This is a genomic window from Mesorhizobium sp. M1334 (assembly GCF_040317995.1).
Lineage (GTDB): Bacteria > Pseudomonadota > Alphaproteobacteria > Rhizobiales > Rhizobiaceae > Mesorhizobium.
The window spans coordinates 22,718-40,273 of the sequence record NZ_JAMYLM010000030.1 but is presented as its reverse complement, the minus strand read 5'-3'; the positions used below and the strand labels follow the sequence as shown (position 1 = coordinate 40,273).

The 17,556-nt window shown below is 62.7% G+C and carries 19 protein-coding genes and 1 pseudogene; 13 read left to right on the top strand and 7 right to left on the bottom strand.

Annotated features, from left to right (window positions below):
* Position 1: 1 nt before the first annotated feature.
* The 3 genes from NKH17_RS29790 (at position 2) to NKH17_RS29780 (ending at position 2,548) form a co-directional block, all read left to right on the top strand.
* On the top strand, positions 2-664 hold the full coding sequence (locus tag NKH17_RS29790) for a lysophospholipid acyltransferase family protein (RefSeq protein WP_254819667.1): 663 nt from the start codon (positions 2-4) through the stop codon (positions 662-664).
* Between the two features lie 22 nt (positions 665-686).
* Positions 687-1,619 (top strand): phosphatidate cytidylyltransferase, encoded by a 933-nt coding sequence (locus tag NKH17_RS29785; protein ID WP_352901647.1) that lies wholly within the window; start codon positions 687-689, stop codon positions 1,617-1,619.
* 173 nt (positions 1,620-1,792) lie between these two features.
* Positions 1,793-2,548, top strand: a complete 756-nt coding sequence (locus NKH17_RS29780) for a hypothetical protein (RefSeq protein ID WP_352973155.1) — start codon at positions 1,793-1,795, stop codon at positions 2,546-2,548.
* A 125-nt stretch (positions 2,549-2,673) separates the two neighbouring features.
* Here the strand turns inward: NKH17_RS29780 and NKH17_RS29775 are convergent, their stop codons facing one another.
* The gene (locus NKH17_RS29775) at positions 2,674-4,665 is read right to left on the bottom strand and encodes an AI-2E family transporter (protein WP_352901583.1); all 1,992 of its coding nucleotides are present in this window, start codon (positions 4,663-4,665) and stop codon (positions 2,674-2,676) included.
* 286 nt (positions 4,666-4,951) lie between these two features.
* Here NKH17_RS29775 and NKH17_RS29770 point away from each other — a divergent pair, with 286 nt between their 5' ends.
* The 3 genes and pseudogenes from NKH17_RS29770 (at position 4,952) to NKH17_RS29760 (ending at position 7,761) form a co-directional block, all read left to right on the top strand.
* A complete protein-coding gene (locus NKH17_RS29770; RefSeq protein ID WP_254819668.1) occupies positions 4,952-5,242 on the top strand; it encodes a hypothetical protein in 291 nt (96 codons plus the stop codon).
* Between the two features lie 259 nt (positions 5,243-5,501).
* A pseudogene (locus NKH17_RS29765) lies at positions 5,502-5,597 on the top strand (alkylphosphonate utilization protein); the annotation flags it as partial.
* 193 nt (positions 5,598-5,790) lie between these two features.
* Positions 5,791-7,761, top strand: coding sequence for an acyltransferase family protein (locus NKH17_RS29760; RefSeq protein WP_352901586.1), 1,971 nt, complete (start codon positions 5,791-5,793; stop codon positions 7,759-7,761).
* A 228-nt stretch (positions 7,762-7,989) separates the two neighbouring features.
* Here the strand turns inward: NKH17_RS29760 and NKH17_RS29755 are convergent, their stop codons facing one another.
* Positions 7,990-8,268: a DUF2285 domain-containing protein gene (locus tag NKH17_RS29755; RefSeq protein ID WP_352475563.1), complete on the bottom strand. Its 279-nt coding sequence runs from the start codon at positions 8,266-8,268 to the stop codon at positions 7,990-7,992.
* 229 nt (positions 8,269-8,497) lie between these two features.
* Between NKH17_RS29755 and NKH17_RS29750 the strand changes: the two genes are divergently transcribed.
* Positions 8,498-8,815, top strand: coding sequence for a hypothetical protein (locus tag NKH17_RS29750; RefSeq protein WP_352803383.1), 318 nt, complete (start codon positions 8,498-8,500; stop codon positions 8,813-8,815).
* A gap of 246 nt (positions 8,816-9,061) precedes the next feature.
* Positions 9,062-9,370: a hypothetical protein gene (locus tag NKH17_RS29745; protein WP_292664589.1), complete on the top strand. Its 309-nt coding sequence runs from the start codon at positions 9,062-9,064 to the stop codon at positions 9,368-9,370.
* A gap of 44 nt (positions 9,371-9,414) precedes the next feature.
* Here the strand turns inward: NKH17_RS29745 and NKH17_RS29740 are convergent, their stop codons facing one another.
* The 3 genes from NKH17_RS29740 to NKH17_RS29730 all read right to left on the bottom strand — a co-directional run bounded on the left by NKH17_RS29740 (position 9,415) and on the right by NKH17_RS29730 (position 11,170).
* The gene (locus NKH17_RS29740; protein ID WP_352901589.1) at positions 9,415-10,020 is read right to left on the bottom strand and encodes a DUF6456 domain-containing protein; all 606 of its coding nucleotides are present in this window, start codon (positions 10,018-10,020) and stop codon (positions 9,415-9,417) included.
* 61 nt (positions 10,021-10,081) lie between these two features.
* A complete protein-coding gene (locus NKH17_RS29735; RefSeq protein ID WP_352973152.1) occupies positions 10,082-10,702 on the bottom strand; it encodes a GcrA cell cycle regulator in 621 nt (206 codons plus the stop codon).
* 69 nt (positions 10,703-10,771) lie between these two features.
* The gene (locus NKH17_RS29730; protein WP_352901594.1) at positions 10,772-11,170 is read right to left on the bottom strand and encodes a hypothetical protein; all 399 of its coding nucleotides are present in this window, start codon (positions 11,168-11,170) and stop codon (positions 10,772-10,774) included.
* A gap of 74 nt (positions 11,171-11,244) precedes the next feature.
* Between NKH17_RS29730 and NKH17_RS29725 the strand changes: the two genes are divergently transcribed.
* The gene (locus NKH17_RS29725) at positions 11,245-11,949 is read left to right on the top strand and encodes an XRE family transcriptional regulator (protein ID WP_352691796.1); all 705 of its coding nucleotides are present in this window, start codon (positions 11,245-11,247) and stop codon (positions 11,947-11,949) included.
* Between the two features lie 46 nt (positions 11,950-11,995).
* Here the strand turns inward: NKH17_RS29725 and NKH17_RS29720 are convergent, their stop codons facing one another.
* Positions 11,996-12,298 (bottom strand): hypothetical protein, encoded by a 303-nt coding sequence (locus tag NKH17_RS29720; protein ID WP_352973150.1) that lies wholly within the window; start codon positions 12,296-12,298, stop codon positions 11,996-11,998.
* 184 nt (positions 12,299-12,482) lie between these two features.
* Here NKH17_RS29720 and NKH17_RS29715 point away from each other — a divergent pair, with 184 nt between their 5' ends.
* From NKH17_RS29715 to dinB, 4 genes are all read left to right on the top strand, one after another.
* A complete protein-coding gene (locus tag NKH17_RS29715) occupies positions 12,483-12,845 on the top strand; it encodes a hypothetical protein (RefSeq protein ID WP_352901597.1) in 363 nt (120 codons plus the stop codon).
* 73 nt (positions 12,846-12,918) lie between these two features.
* The gene (locus NKH17_RS29710; RefSeq protein ID WP_352901599.1) at positions 12,919-13,377 is read left to right on the top strand and encodes a GNAT family N-acetyltransferase; all 459 of its coding nucleotides are present in this window, start codon (positions 12,919-12,921) and stop codon (positions 13,375-13,377) included.
* A gap of 97 nt (positions 13,378-13,474) precedes the next feature.
* Positions 13,475-14,023, top strand: coding sequence for a riboflavin biosynthesis intermediates N-glycosidase (gene ybiA, locus NKH17_RS29705; RefSeq protein ID WP_352901601.1), 549 nt, complete (start codon positions 13,475-13,477; stop codon positions 14,021-14,023).
* 128 nt (positions 14,024-14,151) lie between these two features.
* Entirely contained in the window at positions 14,152-15,393 is a 1,242-nt protein-coding gene (gene dinB, locus NKH17_RS29700) for a DNA polymerase IV (protein ID WP_352901603.1), read from the top strand.
* 25 nt (positions 15,394-15,418) lie between these two features.
* Here the strand turns inward: dinB and NKH17_RS29695 are convergent, their stop codons facing one another.
* On the bottom strand, positions 15,419-16,939 hold the full coding sequence (locus tag NKH17_RS29695) for an FAD-dependent oxidoreductase (protein ID WP_352901605.1): 1,521 nt from the start codon (positions 16,937-16,939) through the stop codon (positions 15,419-15,421).
* Positions 16,940-17,556: the final 617 nt, after the last annotated feature.

Genomic DNA, 17,556 nt, shown 5'->3' with positions numbered 1-17,556 from the left:
CATGACAAAGCTTCGCGTCAGCACCTATACCCTGCTGCAGACGGTGACCTCGGTCGGCCTGTCGGCGCTGGCCTGGGCGGTCACCGGCGTGCGGCCGATCTGGAACGGCAGCCAGCCATCGGACCGGCAGCGCATCTACTTCGCCAACCATGCCAGCCACGGCGATTTCATCCTGCTGTCGGCCTGTCTCAGCGAGAAGGAACGCGCCCGTACCCATGCGGTGGCGGCCGCCGATTATTGGGGCAAGACGCGGCTGCGCCGGTTCATTGCCGAGGACATGCTGTCTTCCGTGCTGATCCACCGGCAGTGGACGGATGAAACGCAGCACCCGATCTCGATCATGCTGTCGGTGCTCGACCAGGGCCATTCGCTGATCCTGTTTCCCGAAGGCACGCGCAACATGACCGACGAACCGCTCCTGCCGTTTCGCTCCGGCCTCTACAATCTGTCGATGGCGCGACCCGATGTCGAGCTCATCCCGTGCTGGATCGAGAACATGTCGCGGGTGCTGCCCAAGGGGCAATTCGTGCCGGTGCCGCTGCTCTGCCGCGTCGTCTTCGGCGCGCCGATCGCCATTCAACCTGGTGAGGAACGCCGCGCCTTTCTCGACCGCGCCCGCGAAACGCTGCTGGCGCTGAACCCCCGGCCGGAGCGAGACGATTGAGGATCAAGGCAAAATGCTGCCGATGATGCACGAAACCCTCATTCTGATTGTCGGCCTGCTGGCGGTGCTGATCAGCGCCAGCGTCGTCGCCGGCGTTTTGTCGTGGCGCGCGCCGAAGCCGTTGTCGCCGACGCTGGTCAACCTCACCCAGCGCATCAATGCCTGGTGGGTGATGGTGGTGGCGATCACCGTTGCCTTCTTCTTCGGCCGCCCCGGCATGACCATCCTGTTCGCGCTGATTTCGTTCGCCGCGTTGCGCGAATTCGTGACGCTGACGCACAGCCGCCGCAGCGACCACTGGGTGCTGCTCGGCATGTTCGGCATCGTCATCCCGTTCCAGTACTGGCTGGTGTGGACCGCCTGGTATGGCCTGTTCACCATCTTCATCCCGGTCTACTGCTTCCTGCTGATGCCGGCGATCACCGCGCTGCACGGCGACACCGAGCGCTTTCTCGAGCGCGTCTCGGCGCAGCAATGGGCGGTCATGATTTCGGTCTACTGCGTCAGCCACGTGCCGGCGCTGCTGACGCTCGATGTGCCTGGCTTCGAAGGCCGCAACCTGTTGCTGATCGCTTTCCTGATCATCACCGTGCAAGGCAGCGACGTGCTGCAATATATCTTCGGCAAGCTGTTCGGCCGGCATCTCCTGGCGCCGACGGTCTCGCCGTCGAAGACTTGGGAGGGGCTGGTCGGCGGGCTGGCGGCATCGAGCCTGCTCGGCGTGCTGCTGTCGTTTCTGACGCCGTTTTCGCCGCTGCAGGCAGCCGGCGTCGCCTTCATCGCCTGCCTGATGGGCTTCCTCGGCGGGCTGGTCGCCTCCGCCATCAAGCGCGATCAGGGCGTCAAGGACTGGGGCCATCTGATCGAAGGCCATGGCGGCATGATGGACCGTGCTGACAGCCTGGTCTTCGCCGCCCCGGTCTTCTTCCATACGGTGCGCTATTTCTGGACGTGAGGGGCGATTCAGCTGCAAGCGGGGTGCCCGACACGGCTGATCGCATTCGGCACTTAAAGGCCCCCTCGGTCATTAAGCATCGAGCTAATGCAGCAATCTGACTGGCCGTTTCGTTCTAAGGTCTGTTAAGCCTCCTCCAGCCAGAGAGTTCTGGCACGTTCTTTGGCGGTGGGATGATGACCTATAGGGCGCTCCAGTTATACGCGTCGCTGTCAGTGATGCTGTCGCTGTCAGTGATGCTATTGAGCAGTCGAGCTTGGCCGACTGAAAAAGAAGTTGTTCATGCGCAGGCCACTAAAGACGCAGCCGTTAACTATTTGCGATCGCTGCCGTATGATAGGAAAATCTATGTTTGGCCAATATGGCGTCGGCCCTACGAAGTTGTAGCTGATCGTCTGAACGTAAGCAGCTCGATCAAGCGATATAAAGTTCTCAGAGGCGATCTGAATGGTCTTTTCCCGGCCTTTGCCACGGCCCAAATTTCCGTAATCGCTGCCGACGGCGCGAACTGGCAAAAGGATATAGCGTCGGCCTTAACCAGTTCCCGCCTGCTGCCATCATACAAAGATTTCGTTGCAAAGGCGGAGGTCAGTTTAAACGGATGTACGGCTTATAAGTTTACAAGCAGAGACACTTGGGCGTCCGTAGGTGTCATTTTGGTAAACGAGCTCAACTTTCGCGACAAGGACACGGGAGCGCTTGACGGGTGCGTCCATGCCGCACTTGATTACTTGCAAGGATTTCCAACGAGGGATGGATACTTCGACTACTTGACGCTTCCCGACGCGACAATCCGGGGCTTGGTGATTCAAGCGACCTATGAATGTGCTGCTGAAGGGGACGGAACCGCCGAGCCAAGAGAAAGAACTAGGGACGGTTTGACGCCACTTCCTTCGCTAGATTGCATCGTGGCGAAGGTGGCTGAATAAGGTCAGGCCACCGAGGAGGGGCAACTTTCGGGGCGGGCTGGTCGCCTCCGCCATCAAGCTCTTCGCCGCCCCGGTGTTTTTTTCATACCGTGCGGTATTTCTGGACGTGAGAGCGAGCTGCGGTCTCAGCTTGCCGCTCCGAGCGGCTCTTTCTTGCGCGCCGGCGTCAGGCGGCGCATGCGGCGTTTGGCGGTAGCCTTCAGCGCCACCGGCGGAGCGCTGGACAACGCGCCGATCACCGCGCCGACCATGCCGTGTGCGACGAAATCGGCGTTGATCTCATTGGCCAATCTGGCGTCTGCCTCCTGGTTGTCGCTGTCGGGCTCCGACCACAACACGATGCCCACCCGCAATCTTGGTTTGGCGCGTTTCAGCCGACGGACCAGGAACCGGCCGTGCTTGACGGAATCGCGGTTCAAAAATCCGACGACGACGGTATCGACGGCGTCGAGTTCAAGGCGGCGAATGCTTCCCGCTTCCAGATCGGCGAAGCTCGCCCTCAACACCGTAGCTCCCTGGACTTCGAGCACCTGCGCCAGCATGCCGGCAGCGGCATCGTCGAGTTCGCCGCGCCCTCCGGCGCACAGCACCGACATGCCCGTGCCATCCGGCAGTTCGGTGTCGTCCTCGTCCTCCCCCTGAATCTGCTTGTCCTCGCGTACGCCGTTGTCCTCGGCCGCGGCCGTATCGTCCGCTTCCGCCTCCTCCTGCGCGCTGTCGTCGAGGTTCGCCACCATCGTCAGCGCGCTGCCGGCGACCTGCTGTCTTTGCTCATCGCTCAACACACCACGCACACGGTCCTGCTCGCCGAGCAGAAGTGCGGGAATCGCGACCTTGTCGTAGAACTCGACCAGATAGCTTTCCTCCAGCATCTCCTCGGCATGGTCTGTCGCTTCCTCGGGATCGCCGGCCAGCAGCCGCTGGTAAAGCCGGGCGTGCGGTTCGAGCACGGGTTCGTTGCCGAACAGAACGTCGAGGAATTCGAACTGCGGCACATGGCGGCCGAGCACGACGAGGCAGACCGTGAGCGGCGTCGACAGAACCAGGCCCAATGGCCCCCAGAGCCAGGTCCAGAAGATCGCCGCAACGATGATGGCCAATGGCGACAGCCCGGTGCGGGAGCCGTAGAGCCAGGGTTCGATCACGTTGCCGGTGATCAGTTCCACGACCACGAAAAGCCCGGCGGTCCATAGCACGAGCGACCAGCCGGGCGCCACGGCCAGCGCCAGGAACAGAGGCAGCAGCGTCGCGATGACCGGGCCGATATAGGGAACGAAGCGCAGCGCCAGCGCCAGCAAGCCCCACAACAATGGATTGGGTATGCCCAGAACCCAAAGCCCGAACGTAATCGGTACGGCATAGACGATGTTCACGACCAATTGCATGAGCAGATATCGGCCGACCCGCTTGCCGGCATCCTGCAGCGCCTCGGTGGTTCGATGCAGATCGCCGTAGCCGACGAGACGTATGAAACGATCGCGCAGGTCTTCCCGCTCGAGCAGCATGAATATGACGACCACGACGATCAGCCCGGCCGATGCCAGCGGGCTCAGCAGCGGGCCGATCAGATTCTGGAGAACCTCGAGCGGTCGTTCGCGCGCGACGATTTCGACCGGGATCGGCTCCCGCGGAGGCTGATCGGCGGCGGGTTGCACAGGTCCGGGTCTGTCGAGTTCCTGGCCGACGCGTTCGATCACCCGGCTCAATCTGGAAACGATACCGCCGCCGACGCCGGTGTCCTTGAGGGACCGGACCTTGGTCAGGATATTAGCCTGGTAAAGCGGGATGTTCTGCGCCAGTTCACTAACCTGCGTGGCGACGATGAAGGAGAACAGCGCCAGCACCGTGAATGCGCCGAGCACGCTCGCAATCACGGCAGGAAGACGCGGTATGCCGGCGCGCTTGAGTGCCGACACCATCGGTACAAGCGCAAAGGTAAGCAGCAGGGCGATTGCGATCGGCAGAAAGACCTCGCGCCCGAAATAGAGCGCCGCGACGGCCGTCACGACCGACGCTACGCTGGGCAACGATGTGCGCGGAAGCGCCCTGGCAGCGGCAACAATACCCGCCCGCCGGGGCTCCGCCAGGTGCGCGCCGTTTCGACGATTTGCCGCCACTTTATACCTCCGCCCCGCCGTCGTCATGATCGGGCATATTGAGCCGGCGTGCAACGTCGCAGCGCCTCCCCCAACTGGACACCGATTGCCTGGACCTTCGTTGGCTTTGTCGGGCTTCAGATCGGCAGCGCGGCTATTCAGTCACGGTAGAATTTTTTGCATAAATGGCGTCACGGGCAATCCTGTTCCATGTCTGCGCCAGAACGCGGAACTTTTGGGTCAAAACACCGTTCCTTCGTAGATCGCTGATGGACAACCTCAAAGCAGCAGCTCAGGAGGAATGATCATGAACATCAAGATGCTTTGCATGGGCGCGATGGCGCTTTCGATGATGACCGGCGCAGCGCTCGCCGCCGGTGCCACTGGCACTTCGGCGCTCGACGATCCGCAGAAAATGTCACCCTTCTTCACCGACGCCGGCATGAAGAGCATGAAGTCGGAAGCCGAATTCAAGACCGCATGGATGGCCATGTCCACGAGCGACCGGGCCATGGTGTTGAAGGAATGCAGCGACGCCGGCATTGCCAAGACGCATGCCGACTTCTGCAAGATGGCCAACCAGCTCGGTAACAAGTGACCGCCGGCTTCTTGCCGATTGCAATAACGGACCAAGCGAAAGGCGGGCAGGTCCGCCATTGTGCGACCTTCCAGTCTGCACCGGCGGGCGTTCAGCCATTTGATGTCGCTACGCCGGAATGTCCGCGCAATGAAGGCCACGGCTTTTGTTCGATTGCCGTGGCGCCATCGGCATGGCCTGGTCGGAACGCATGTCGCGGAGTGGCAATGCCACCCCGAGCGGTCCCGTCTGCTCGCAGCCCGCCGGTTAGCCTCCGCATGGCATTGCCGGCACCGGCAATCCAGGCGAGATCGAATGCAGCACCAGGCAGGTGAAGGGCCTGGTGCTGAAGACCGAGTTTTTGAAAAAGGCCTGATCGCCTCGGCACCCTTCGCTTCCATATCAATCGCCTCATGACTGAACCGCCAATGTGAGCGAATCGCCCATGCGACGAGTGGGAGGAGCCTGTCCCCTCGCCCTATGTTGCACTGCGTTAGATTTGTTGCATTGCAATATCGGCGCATCGGGTCGAGCCTCTGCGAGGTGGGCATTCCTTGCACGAGGTGATTGTGTCGGCATCATTTCGGCCTGACATCGAAGGGCTGCGCGCACTGGCGGTGGCGGGTGTCATCGCCTTCCATTTTGGTCTCTCCGGCCTGCCCGGCGGCTTTGCTGGCGTCGACATCTTCTTCGTCATCTCCGGCTACCTGATTACAAAACACCTGGTTACGGAAATAACCGAAACCGGGCGGCTGAACCTCTGGCGCTTCTACGCCCGGCGCGCCCGGCGCCTGCTGCCGGCGGCACTGTTCGTCATTCTCGCCACGCTGTTTGCTGGTTACTTCATCCTGTCGCCGGAGGAACAGGCGCTCTATTCGAAAGGCGCTATGTTCGCCTCCGCCTACATGATCAACCTCTGGCTGATCCGCTGGTCGTTCGACTATTTCGCCGCCGACGCCACCAACAACCCCTTCATCCACTTCTGGTCGCTCTCGGTCGAAGAACAATTCTATTTGGCATGGCCGGCGCTGCTTTTGATGGCCGCATGGCTGCGCCCAGGCAAGCGCACCGCTATAATCGTCATTGGCCTCGCCGGCCTAGCCTCCTTCGCCGCCTGCGCCTGGCTGACGGAAGTGTCGCAGCCCTGGGCCTTCTACTTCTCGCCTCTCAGGGCCTGGGAATTCGCCGCCGGCGGCCTCGCGACCATGGCGCCGGCAAAGATCTGGCGCGACCGGCCGCTGCTGGCCACGCTCCAGGCATGCCTCGGTCTGGTGCTGATCGCCTGGGCCTATCTGATGCTGGACGAAGACTCGCCGTTTCCCGGGGTGAATGCGCTGGCGCCTGTCGCCGGCACCGTGCTGCTGCTGCTCAGCGGCAGCGGCGGCCGCAATCTGCCGAGCGCCGTGCTGGCGCTGGCGCCCCTGCAATGGCTGGGCCGGCTGTCGTATTCACTCTATCTCTGGCACTGGCCGGTTATAGTCTACGCGGCAATGGTGGTTCCCAACCTGTCCATCCTGGACCGCTTTGCCTGCGCGGCGCTGACGCTGGTTCTGTCGATGTTCACCTATCATTTCATCGAGAACCCGATCCGCCGCAACGGCTGGCTGATGGCCGGAGCAGCGCGGGCGCTGGTGCCCGCCGCCGCGCTGACCGGCGCCGGCGTGGTCGCGGCCTATGGCAATGCGCGCTTTGCCGAGCACAATCTCAGCCCCGAACAGCACGTCATCGCCGACAGCGCCGCCCAGCTCTCCACCGTGCGCGCGACCAATGGCGGCTGCGTGCTCGATTTCGAGACCGTCAAGCCGAAGCCCTGCATGTTCGGCCGCAAGGATGCCCAGCGCTCGGTCGTGCTGTTCGGCGACTCGCATGCCGACCATTGGTCGACGCCGCTGATCAAGGCGGCCGAGAAGAACAATTTTCGCGTCGTCACCTTTCTCAAATCCTCCTGCCGGGCTTCGCGGGTGACGACCTGGAACTGGCGGCTGAAGCGCGACTACACCGAATGCGACCAGTGGCGCGAGCAGTCGGTCCAGGACATCATCGCGCTGCACCCGCAACTGGTGGTGATTTCGGAATTCTCGATCGGCAATGTGATGAAGGAATCGCCCGAGGAGTTGAAGCACGCCGATTGGCAAGCGCAGTGGCGGACGGGTCTCGCCTGGACGCTTCAGGCCTTCAGTCAGGCCGGCATCAAGGTCGCGGTCATCAGGGACGTGCCCTACAATGCAAGCTATGCCGACAAATGCGTGGCACGGGCGCTGTGGCGGGGCCAGACGCCCGCGACATGCGACACGCCGAGGATCATGGCGGCAAACGACGACATCGCCACCGCCGAGCGCGACATCGTGCGCTCGACGCCGAACGCCACTTACGTCGACATGACCGACCGGTTTTGCGACCAGACCACCTGCCACGTCTTCATCGACGGCAAACTAGCCTTCCGCGACCGCCACCACCTGGCAACGCCCTTCGCCGAAACGCTGGAGCCGGCGGTGGAACGGGCGCTGTTTTCGGATGTGATGGCGGCGGCTGTGAAGTAACAGTGCGGGATCTTGTCGGATCACGACCGACCAGCCCTTGGCGAGCAACCCACGCCAGGTCAGCTAAGGATGAGACCAGCCAGTAAAACGGTAAGGATAAGCGACAGCGGAACTGCAAGAAGGCAGCACAGCTCGAAAGTATTGGCTCGCCAAGAAGTCATTGGTCGCTTTTCCATGTTGGCCTCCTCCCTCAACGGCCAAACCGGGACGGCAGTTCCTAGATGGTGCTCATCCCCACCACTCATCACGCAATTGGCGCAGTTCGTTCCGCTTCCTGGTCATCCACCGTGCACGCGCCAAATGTGTCGCCCACGCCCGGAAAGCCCTCTCCGGTTCCCGCTCCGGATCAATGTGCAGAACGATACGGGCGACCTCGCGCCAATCGGTTCCTTCCGCCGAAGCATCGAGCAGCCGGATATAAGTAAGCATGCGATCTTCGTCATAACCGGTCAGAACCGAAGACGTCGGCGCTGCGTTCGCGATATGAAGGTTTGGCGGCTTTAGCATTGCGACCTACCAGCAATGGCGCACCGTAGCAGCTTATGAAGAAGCCCGCGCCCTTTGATCGGAGGATGCGGATCGAGATTCGCCTCGACGGTCGACAAATGCCGACCTCGGGCGGGGGTTCCGCGCAGTTGGGCTCCACGTCTTGCCCATCGCGATCGGGTGGGCGCAATCTATGTATTTTACTATGTATTTCAGTGGAACCTAATTTAGTCGGCGCAATTATGCGTGCGTGAGAAAGCGTGAAATCCAGACCGTCACTGAGAGCCGGCTATCGCGGGATCAGTTGGCCGATGATCCAGTGATTGCAGTCGATTTGACCGAACGGATATTACAGGCGGCCGACAACGACAGGATAGTCTGCCTCGTCGTGGCAACGGAGCAGCTGGAAGCCGACCGCATCGAGAAAGCGGAGCCTCAGGAGACCAGGATTGCCGCTAGTTTCGTCCGGGACTTTGAGGTCATGCTGCTTGTTCTTTATGCGGCCTACGCCCTTGCTGTGCTGGGTGCGACCGCTTTCGTTTTGCTGGAACTGGGGCATGTCCTATAGATCGGCAAGGTGAAGGGACCGGCACCGCCTGATTGTCGCTGTTTGACGGGACACCGGGATACATACGGCGCGGACCACAACAGCTCGAGGCTTGCGTCGACGGCCACCCTGCCGCACAGCCAGAGGCGTTTTCGCCCACGCGGCGCTAATTGTGGGCTCTCGGTTCGGGGCATCTTGCTAATTTGTGGAACGAGCCTGCCCCTCGCGGGTTTTTCTATTAGAGGGACGTTAATGAAGGAGGTAGCTATGAAGAAGCTCCTGCTTGCCTCGGTGATCGCCATCGCCTCGGCGGCTTCCGTGATTGGCCCGGCCAATGCCGGCGGCAGCGTCACGATCGGCATCGGCAACGGCTATGACGACGACTATTATTATCGCCATCATCGGTATTCCGATTACGACGATGAGTACGTCCCCCGTTACCGCTATGATGTCTATAACGAGGACTACGCGCCGCGCTACCGGTACCGGTACCACCGGCGCTGCCATACCGAAGTCATCAGGCACTGGCGTCATCACCACCGGATTATCGAAAGAATCCGTGTCTGCCGTCGTTGACGGATCGATCCGGCCGGTAGTGCCGGCCGGATCGGCGGGGCTCCTCATCTCGGCTTGCGCATCAGCATCATGCCGTAATGCACGGCCAATATGTCGAGCCCGATCTTGAGTAATTTCACCACCACGTCGCGCGGTTCGCCCGCCTGTTCGGCCAGGCTCTTGACCGTTGCGTCGGCACAGCAGACCTTTTGCACGATGCCGGCGATCTCCCAATGGACAAGCGCCCTGGTGGCCTCGGCATGGTCGCGGCCGGCGGACAGGATGTGTTCTGCGACGCCGCTGCCGGTGCGGCCGCCGTCGACACGCTCGGCCCAAGCCATCGGCTTGGCGGTTGCCTCCGACGAACTGCGGAAATCCTGGCGGTAGCGCATCCCCGCCTCGCGCTGCTGGCGCGACAGCGAGGTGAGGCCGCTCAGCGGGTCGACATTGCGCACCCGCACGATGCCGCCGGTCGCGGTGTGGCCGTCATTGGAGACCTCATAGAGGCGCGCCGCCTCCTGCGTTCCTTTGGCCAGCCGCTTGCGGCCGAACCTGTCGTCCTTCAGCGCGAAATCATGGCCGATCTCCTTGCGGATGCGCACCTGCTCGGCCTCGCCCTTCGGCAATCGCGGCGGCCTGGCTTTGGTCTTCTGGGCGATTTTGCTGCTCATCGGCTCGGTCCTCCTGGTTTTTTGTCGTCGGGCTCTGGCGAATTTCCGTCATCCACTGGGCTCAAATCGTTTCGGCCGGCAGCGTGCGCAGGAAGCGCGCGGCGTGATAGGCGCAGTAACTTTTCGAAGGCTTTGTGCGCAGCCCGCAGCACAGCATGTCCAAACCGGGGCGACTGCCGGTGGCATCGTTTTCGGCATCCTCCTGCAGCGTCGTGTCGAGCGGCGCGCGGCAACGGTCGAAAAGGCAATCGATGAAGCGCATCGCGGCGAAATGTGGCTGGCGGCCGCCGGCGGCGATCGGGCGCGGCGCCGGCATTTCGAGCGGCTCGCCATCGGACCCGGTGATCCGAGCCGGACCCGGCTGCCAGGCCGGCGGCGCCAGCCTGGCCGACAGCCTTGCAGGGCGGCAGTGATGCTCGGCCGGTACCGCCCGTGCTTGGCTGGCGGGGTTCGACGGCTCTGGCGCCGATTTTCCATGCCGGCCGCCACACCAGCCCTTGGACCTGGCAAGGCCGATGGCGCGCAAAGGGGCCGTGCGGTGGACGATGCCGATGATGGCCGCGCGTGAGACCGGACTACCACGCTGCGTACCGAGCCGGGTGGCGATCTTCGCGGCCGACAGCCCGCTCATCAACAAGTTCTCGATTTGTTCCAATTCAGAGGCGGAATAGCGGGCGGCCATGATGTTTTGTTCCCTGCAAGGGTGGTTGTGTGTGCGCCGGCTTCGCCGGCTCTCAGGCTGGAAAGCCGATCAGCCTTCGCGTGGCCTGCTACGATCGAGCTTCATCTCGGCCGCCTGCCTGGTTGCGCCGGAGACTGCCTTGCCCGTCCGCTTGTCGAAGGCGATGACCGTGCCGTCTTCGGTACGGATCCAGGAAACCGCGGCATCCGCGTTGCCGGTCGACGGGTAATTCGTGGCCGGAGCCGTGAGGGGAACGGCTCCAGCCGTTCCGGCCGCTTGCGCTGCCGGAACCGAGGCGCGAGCCTCGGGCATCGTCCCGGCCGGGGAGGAGGACAGCCGCGACGAAGGGGAAAGGGTTGGCACATGCATGGCCTTGGCGATCGTTTGCGGTACCGCCTCCAGGCCAGCGCCGCCGGCGCGCTGAACGGCGGATTTAAGGACCGAAAGCTGGTGAAGCGACTTGTGCATGCCCACATAAAAGCATAACTCAAATCATAATGCAAGCGATTCTTGCATAGACGAAACCGAATCTTATGTCTCAGATGGGAGCCATGGCGAAAACTGCACTGTCGATCAAGGTCGGAGCGGCGATCCGCCGGGCGCGCAAGCAGCGCGGCCTGGTGATGCGTCACATTGCCGAGCACAACGACACCGACGTCGCTGCCGTCGGCAATTGGGAAACCGGGCGCAACCTGCCCAAGACCGAGAACCTTTTGAAGACCGCCGCTTTCCTGCGCGTCGATCCGGTGGCGCTCGGCAAGGGCGAGGTCGTCTTCCTCGAAGATGCCGGACCGGTCGCCGATGCCGAGATCGTCACCGATCCCGGCCCCCTGCCCGCCGGACCGATGGACATCCAGCTTCTCGGCACCGCCGTCGGCGGCGACGATGGCGACTTCACCTTCAACGGCCAACCGGCCGGCTATGTCCAGCGGCCGCCGGGGATCCGGCATCTGCGCAATGTGTTTGCGCTGCACGTGCTGAGCGATTCGATGGTGCCGCGCTACGAGCCCGGCGAGATGATCTATTGCGGCGGCCGCGACGCCGTGCCCGGCGACCATGTGGTGATCGAGACGCTGCCCGAAGAGAACGAGCAAAACGGCAAGGCCTTCATCAAGAAGCTGGTCAAGCGCACCGCCGCCGAACTGATCGTCGAACAGTACAATCCGCCCAAGACGCTGACCTTCAACCGCTATGCCATCAAGAACGTCTTCCGCGTCATCCCGCTCAAGGAACTGCTGGGGTATTGAGGAGGGTTTTCCCTTCTCCCCTTGTGGGAGAAGGAAGTTCCGCCCCTCAAGCCCGCTTGGACTGCTCCGGCTCTCGACCGTTGAGCAGGCGCGCCTCGGCGCGCACCCGTTGCCGGTCGTCGATGAAGGCGGCCTGGATCGAAACGGCGGCGCCCGGCAGGCCATCGGCACGGCAAGCCTTGCAGATGAGGCGCCCCGAAAGCGCTGATAGCGGCGTCTCCGGCCTCACCCCATGCCGCTTGAGCTCGGCCGGCTTCCACCACCTGTTACGGCCGCAATCGATGCACTCGACGGCAATCGAGACGACATCGGCGATCGTCGCTTCCTTGCCCGCCAATGCCATAGCCATCCCCATCATTGTTCCTGCTTTGTTCCACATCATTATCGGTTTTAGAGGCGGAGTCGAGTCGGTTCCGCTTACATCAACGTTAAAGTTTCACTTGTTCTATTATTTGAGTTATGCTTATATCTCATGCGGGCTGGAACCGGCACGAGCCCCAGAACCGCGGCTGGCCGGCAGCAAGGGAACGACGATGAACCCAGCCCAGTTCGCCCATGCCTGCGGCTATAGCGGCGACAGCCCGGCCATGCTTGCCGCTTTCGCGGCCATCCGCCAGGACGGCATCCGCAAGGCGCGCCAGGGCCATCGCCAGCGCAAGGTGGCGATTGACCAGATGAAGCCGAGCCGCGTTCTGTTCCTGGCGGCGATCCGCCCGGCGCAGACAGCCGAGGAGGCACTCGAGGACGCCGCCTGCTTCCTGTCGATGTTCCGCAACATGCCGCGCTGGCGGCAGGAAAGGCGCGCCGCCGACCTCGCCCGTGCCAGACAGCAGCGCCTCTTCGCCCGCTTCTTCCGCCGCTACGGCCACCGCCTCTGGGGGCTCGAGAGCACCTGAAGGCGCGCGGGCCTCCCTTGCAAGTCAAAACGGATATTGCGATCGCCGACGTCGCACCGTATGTCTTCGCGCGATGAGCGAGATCGAATTCCGTCGCGCGCAAGCGCCCGACCTGCCGGCGATCGTTGCAATGCTTGCCGACGATGTGCTCGGCGCAGACCGGGAAGACCCATCCACGCCGCTTGCGCCATCCTATCTCGATGCCTTCAGCGCAATCGATGCCGATCCCAACCAGTTGCTGGCCGTGGCCGTCGAGGCCGGGCAAGTGGTCGGAACGCTGCAGCTCAGCTTCCTTCCAGGCATTTCGAGGAAAGGCGCATGGCGCGGCCAGATCGAAGGCGTTCGCGTCGCCCGGCAATGGCGCTCGCGCGGCGTCGGCAAGCTGATGATCGAATGGGCGATTGAAGTGTGCCGTTCGCGCAATTGCAGCTTCGTCCAACTCACCACGGATAAAGGACGACGGGAGGCGCACGCTTTCTACCAACGCCTCGGGTTCACCGCCAGTCATCTAGGCTACAAGATGGCGCTGTAGATCAGCATTTCATCGCATTCAGCGCCGACCGCTCATCTTCGCTATCCCTCTGGATGGATTGACAACAAGCCGGCCTTTCGCCTTGCTTAATCCGCCCATGATTTACGACCTACCCTGGCTTGAAGAAGCCTTTCGCGCAAAGCCCCGGCGGAAGTTTCTGTTCTTCTGGGGCCATCAGCCGTCCAAGGACGGCCGCATAACCGCGTCGTGCTTCAGCCAGTGGTGGCATGCGCCCTTTACCATCAATGGCCTAAGCTATCCGACTGCCGAACACTGGATGATGGCCGAGAAGGCTCGCCTGTTCGGTGATGCTCAGACGGCAACGCAAATCCTCAGGGCGACGAGCCCCAAGCAGGCAAAGCAGCTTGGCCGTCAGGTGAGCGGCTTCGATGGCACCAAATGGGATGCCGACAAATATCGCATCGTCTGCGAAGGGAGCTTTCAGAAGCTCCGACAGAATGCGGCGCTGCGCGATTATCTGCTGTCGACGCATGACAAGGTGCTGGCCGAGGCCAGCCCTGTCGACCGGGTGTGGGGCATTGGTCTTGCGGCGGATGACGAGAGGGCAGTGAACCCGCTGCTGTGGCGCGGCGAGAACCTGTTGGGATTCGCGCTGATGCAGGCCCGGGACCGGCTGCGCGGCTGAACATTGGCACCCGCTCGTCATCAGCGGCAGCTTCCGCTGCTTGACAATCCGCCGGCAATGTTCTCTTTATGTTCCTATCACAACTCGAGACAATGCGGCGTTCGAGCGGCCGCGGGCGAACGGGTCGGATGGAAGCCAACATCCTCCACGCGGATCTGGATGCCTTCTATGCCTCGGTCGAACAATTGCTCGACCCGGCCTTGCGCGGCAAGCCGATTGCCGTCGGCGGCGGGGTAGTGCTTGCCGCATCCTATGAGGCCAAGGCGTTCGGCGTGCGCGGCGGCATGCCGGGACGGCGGGCGCGGGAACTCTGCCCGCAACTCATTTTCGTCGGCGGCCATTTCAAGGACTATCAGCGGTTGGGCGATGCGGCAATCAAAGTGCTCGGCGACTTCACGCCGGTGGTCGAGCGGATTTCGATCGACGAGGCCTTTGCCGACGTCGCCGGCTGCACCCACCTCTTCGGCTCGCCGGCCGAGATCGCCGGCAAGATACGCCGCCGCGTGCGGGCCGAGCTCGGCTTGCCGATCTCGGTCGGCGTGGCCCGCACCAAGCATCTGGCCAAGATCGCCTCACAGGTCGCAAAGCCGGACGGGCTGGTGGTGGTCGATCCGCGCCACGAGCTGGAGTTCCTGCACCACCTGCCGGTCGAGCTGATGTGGGGTGTCGGCCCGGTCACCAGGGAGCGGCTGGCCGGTATCGGCGTCAACACCATCGGCGAGTTGGCGAAGACCAACAGTGGCGCGCTGGAGCGCCTGCTCGGGCCGGCGGCGGGAGAGAAACTGAACGCGCTGGCGTGGAACCGCGATCCGCGCAAGCTTGAGACGCAGCGCCGGGCGCGCTCGGCCGGCGCGCAATCGGCGCTCGGCCGCAAACCGGCCGACGAGCAGGTCTTCGTCCCCGCTTTGCTGCATCTGGCCGACAGGGTCGCCACCAGGTTGCGTGCGAAATCCCGGCCCGGCCGCACGGTGACGGTTCGTGTCCGCTTTGCCGATTTGCGCTCGGTGACGCGCTCGGTCACGCTCGACCAGCCGATTTCGGCAACCGCCATGCTGGCCGAAATCGCCGAGGCGCTGGTGCGCAAGGTGCTCATCGACCATCCGCACGAAAAGACCATCTCGCTGCTGGCGATCGCCGTATCGCATCTGGAGCAGCATGCCGGGCTGCAACTGGAGCTGCCGCTCGGGCTCGACGACGACCGCCGCCGCCCCGGCACCCGGAAGGGCGCGGCGCGCTGGATCGCGGATCGCGCCATCGACAAGATCCGCGACCGCTTCGGCTGGGAGGCGGTCGGCTACGCCTCGGTCGCGCTCGGACTACAGCGGTCGGTTCCCGACGCATTTCGGGAGTTGGCCGAGAAGGAATTGTGAGTTGCGCGGCGGGGGCGAAAAAGAATTATCTGACAGGAGCCAGGGGCGATACGGCCGGCCCGTTCAAAGCCGTGCCGTCGACGGCAAAATGCGAGCCGTGGCAGGGGCAGTCCCAGCAGCGTTCCAATGAGTTCCAATGAACGTGGCAGCCGACATGGGTGCATGCGGCCGAGCGCTTGTGGAGCGTGCCGTCCTCATCGCGAAAAGCCGCGACTTTGGTAAGCCCTTCGCGCACGATAGCGCCCTCTCCCGGCCGCAGCTTATCGGCGGAATCGATTTCGCCAGGCGCGACATACTCGGCAAAACTCCTGATCGCTGTCGCATTCTCCACCAAATAGTCGCCGATCGCGCGTGCCGTCTTGCGGGAGGGTTCGTAAAGTTCCCGCCAAGGGCTTTCCCCCTTCAGGATCAGGTCGGAAATCAGTTGGCCGGCAACAACCCCATGGGTGATGCCCTGACCGGAATCGCCGGTGACCACGAAGACATGCCGGTTGCCGGGATTGCGGCCGATGAACCCGGCATGGTCGACGGTCTCCATCACCTGCCCGGACCATCGATTGGTTTCCGCGCCGATATCGGGCACCAATTTTTTGATCCAGTCCGCCAGGGCCGCGAAGCGGTTGTCGGCATCGTCGGCCTGCCCTGTCTTGTGGTCCTCACCACCGACGATCAGAAAGTCGGTTTTGCCTTCACCAGGCTGCAGGCGAACGTAGTGATAGGGATCCAGCGTGTCCCAATAGAGTGCATCCGGCAAAACGTCGCGCGCGATCTCGAACGCCATCGCGTAGGTCCGATACGGCGCTTGCTTGGTGTGGAGCGCGACCCGATCGTTGATCGGCGAATTAGTGGCGACAACGGCCGATCTGGCAGACACGGTAAAGCCCGAGACCGTGCTTACGCGGACGCCGCCGTCGGTCTCCGCGACCTTGTCGACGATGGTCTCCGCATAAAGCATGCCGCCGCGCGCGCGAATGCCCGCAGCCAGCCCGCGGAGATATTCGAGGGGGTGAAATGTCGCCTGATTGGCGTAGCGAAGGACGGGCGTATCCGAAAAGCCTGCAAACGGCACGCCTGCGGTTTTCTCGACGTCGACACCAATCTTCAGAGCGGCGCCCAGTTCGCGCTCGATGACGGATTCCCTTCTGCCTGACGCCGGAAACAGAAAGCCGTCGAGGCGGCGGAAATCACACGCGATACCCTCTGCTTCCTGGATCGATTGGATACGGTCGATAGCGGCCGACTGGCTTCGGTAGTAAATCCGCGCCAGTTCCTCGCCGCGCAATTTGATCAGTTCCGAAAAATAGTCGTCGCAGATCGACGACAGATGCGCGGTGGTGCGTGCCGTCATGCCGCTTCCGATCCGGCCGCGATCGAGCACCGCCACCTTTTGCCCGGCGATCGCCAGTTCGTGGGCGACCGACAGTCCGGCAATGCCAGACCCGACGACCACGACATCGACCTGTTCACTCCGCTCGAGCGGAACCGCCTCAGGCGCAACTTCGGTTGCCGCCCAAAGCGATACAGTCCTTTCATCGCTGACATTCATGGCGGAACTTCCAGACGTGATAGCCGGTAAACGGACGCGAGGGTTCAAAGTTCCTCGACGCCTGAATGCCTGCGTAAGCTTGACGTCACCGCCGGTCCGCCCCGACGCGTTGTGAGCCGGCCTGGCTGGGGCGGTGCGATGCACTTTGCGTCAGGAGGTATCGTTCCTGCAAATGCGAGATACGAGGCGGCTCTGGTCGTCAGACCAAAAGCGTTGCACCGCCCCAAGCGATCAGGGTGGTGCCGGCCGCACGGCCAACCCACCGGCCGGCAGGAAACACTGGTTCGACGAGAACCCACGAAGGTCCCGAAATGACGCAGAAGCGGGCGTTCGGCAGCGATCCGAGCAGCAACGATTTGGCAGGACCGGAAATCGGCATAGAATGCTGCAATCATCATCATGTCCCGTCCAAGTTGTGGACACTTCCTTCTCAAAGGCGCACTCTTGGCATGCGAAACGCGAGCCAGAGTTTCGTCCAACGCTTCACATGCCTGACTTGCGTCGGTGATTGTCTGAGCCCTCCGGATACTTCCGAATGGGCAGACCTCACATTGTGTCGCCTATCCGTGATCAGGCTACGGCCGAAGGCACGTTGCAGCCCGTTCCGGATCAATTGG

Coding starts and splice junctions, on each gene's coding strand:
- dinB (WP_352901603.1), top strand. CDS start 14,152: ATGGAAGCCAACATCCTCCACGCGGATCTGGATGCCTTCTATGCCTCG.
- NKH17_RS29740 (WP_352901589.1), bottom strand. CDS start 10,020: ATGAGCAGCAAAATCGCCCAGAAGACCAAAGCCAGGCCGCCGCGATTG.
- NKH17_RS29780 (WP_352973155.1), top strand. CDS start 1,793: ATGATGACCTATAGGGCGCTCCAGTTATACGCGTCGCTGTCAGTGATG.
- NKH17_RS29735 (WP_352973152.1), bottom strand. CDS start 10,702: ATGGCCGCCCGCTATTCCGCCTCTGAATTGGAACAAATCGAGAACTTG.
- NKH17_RS29745 (WP_292664589.1), top strand. CDS start 9,062: ATGAAGAAGCTCCTGCTTGCCTCGGTGATCGCCATCGCCTCGGCGGCT.
- ybiA (WP_352901601.1), top strand. CDS start 13,475: ATGATTTACGACCTACCCTGGCTTGAAGAAGCCTTTCGCGCAAAGCCC.
- NKH17_RS29720 (WP_352973150.1), bottom strand. CDS start 12,298: ATGGCTATGGCATTGGCGGGCAAGGAAGCGACGATCGCCGATGTCGTC.
- NKH17_RS29790 (WP_254819667.1), top strand. CDS start 2: ATGACAAAGCTTCGCGTCAGCACCTATACCCTGCTGCAGACGGTGACC.
- NKH17_RS29715 (WP_352901597.1), top strand. CDS start 12,483: ATGAACCCAGCCCAGTTCGCCCATGCCTGCGGCTATAGCGGCGACAGC.
- NKH17_RS29770 (WP_254819668.1), top strand. CDS start 4,952: ATGAACATCAAGATGCTTTGCATGGGCGCGATGGCGCTTTCGATGATG.
- NKH17_RS29695 (WP_352901605.1), bottom strand. CDS start 16,939: ATGAATGTCAGCGATGAAAGGACTGTATCGCTTTGGGCGGCAACCGAA.
- NKH17_RS29725 (WP_352691796.1), top strand. CDS start 11,245: ATGGGAGCCATGGCGAAAACTGCACTGTCGATCAAGGTCGGAGCGGCG.
- NKH17_RS29710 (WP_352901599.1), top strand. CDS start 12,919: ATGAGCGAGATCGAATTCCGTCGCGCGCAAGCGCCCGACCTGCCGGCG.
- NKH17_RS29785 (WP_352901647.1), top strand. CDS start 687: ATGATGCACGAAACCCTCATTCTGATTGTCGGCCTGCTGGCGGTGCTG.
- NKH17_RS29755 (WP_352475563.1), bottom strand. CDS start 8,268: ATGCTAAAGCCGCCAAACCTTCATATCGCGAACGCAGCGCCGACGTCT.
- NKH17_RS29730 (WP_352901594.1), bottom strand. CDS start 11,170: ATGCACAAGTCGCTTCACCAGCTTTCGGTCCTTAAATCCGCCGTTCAG.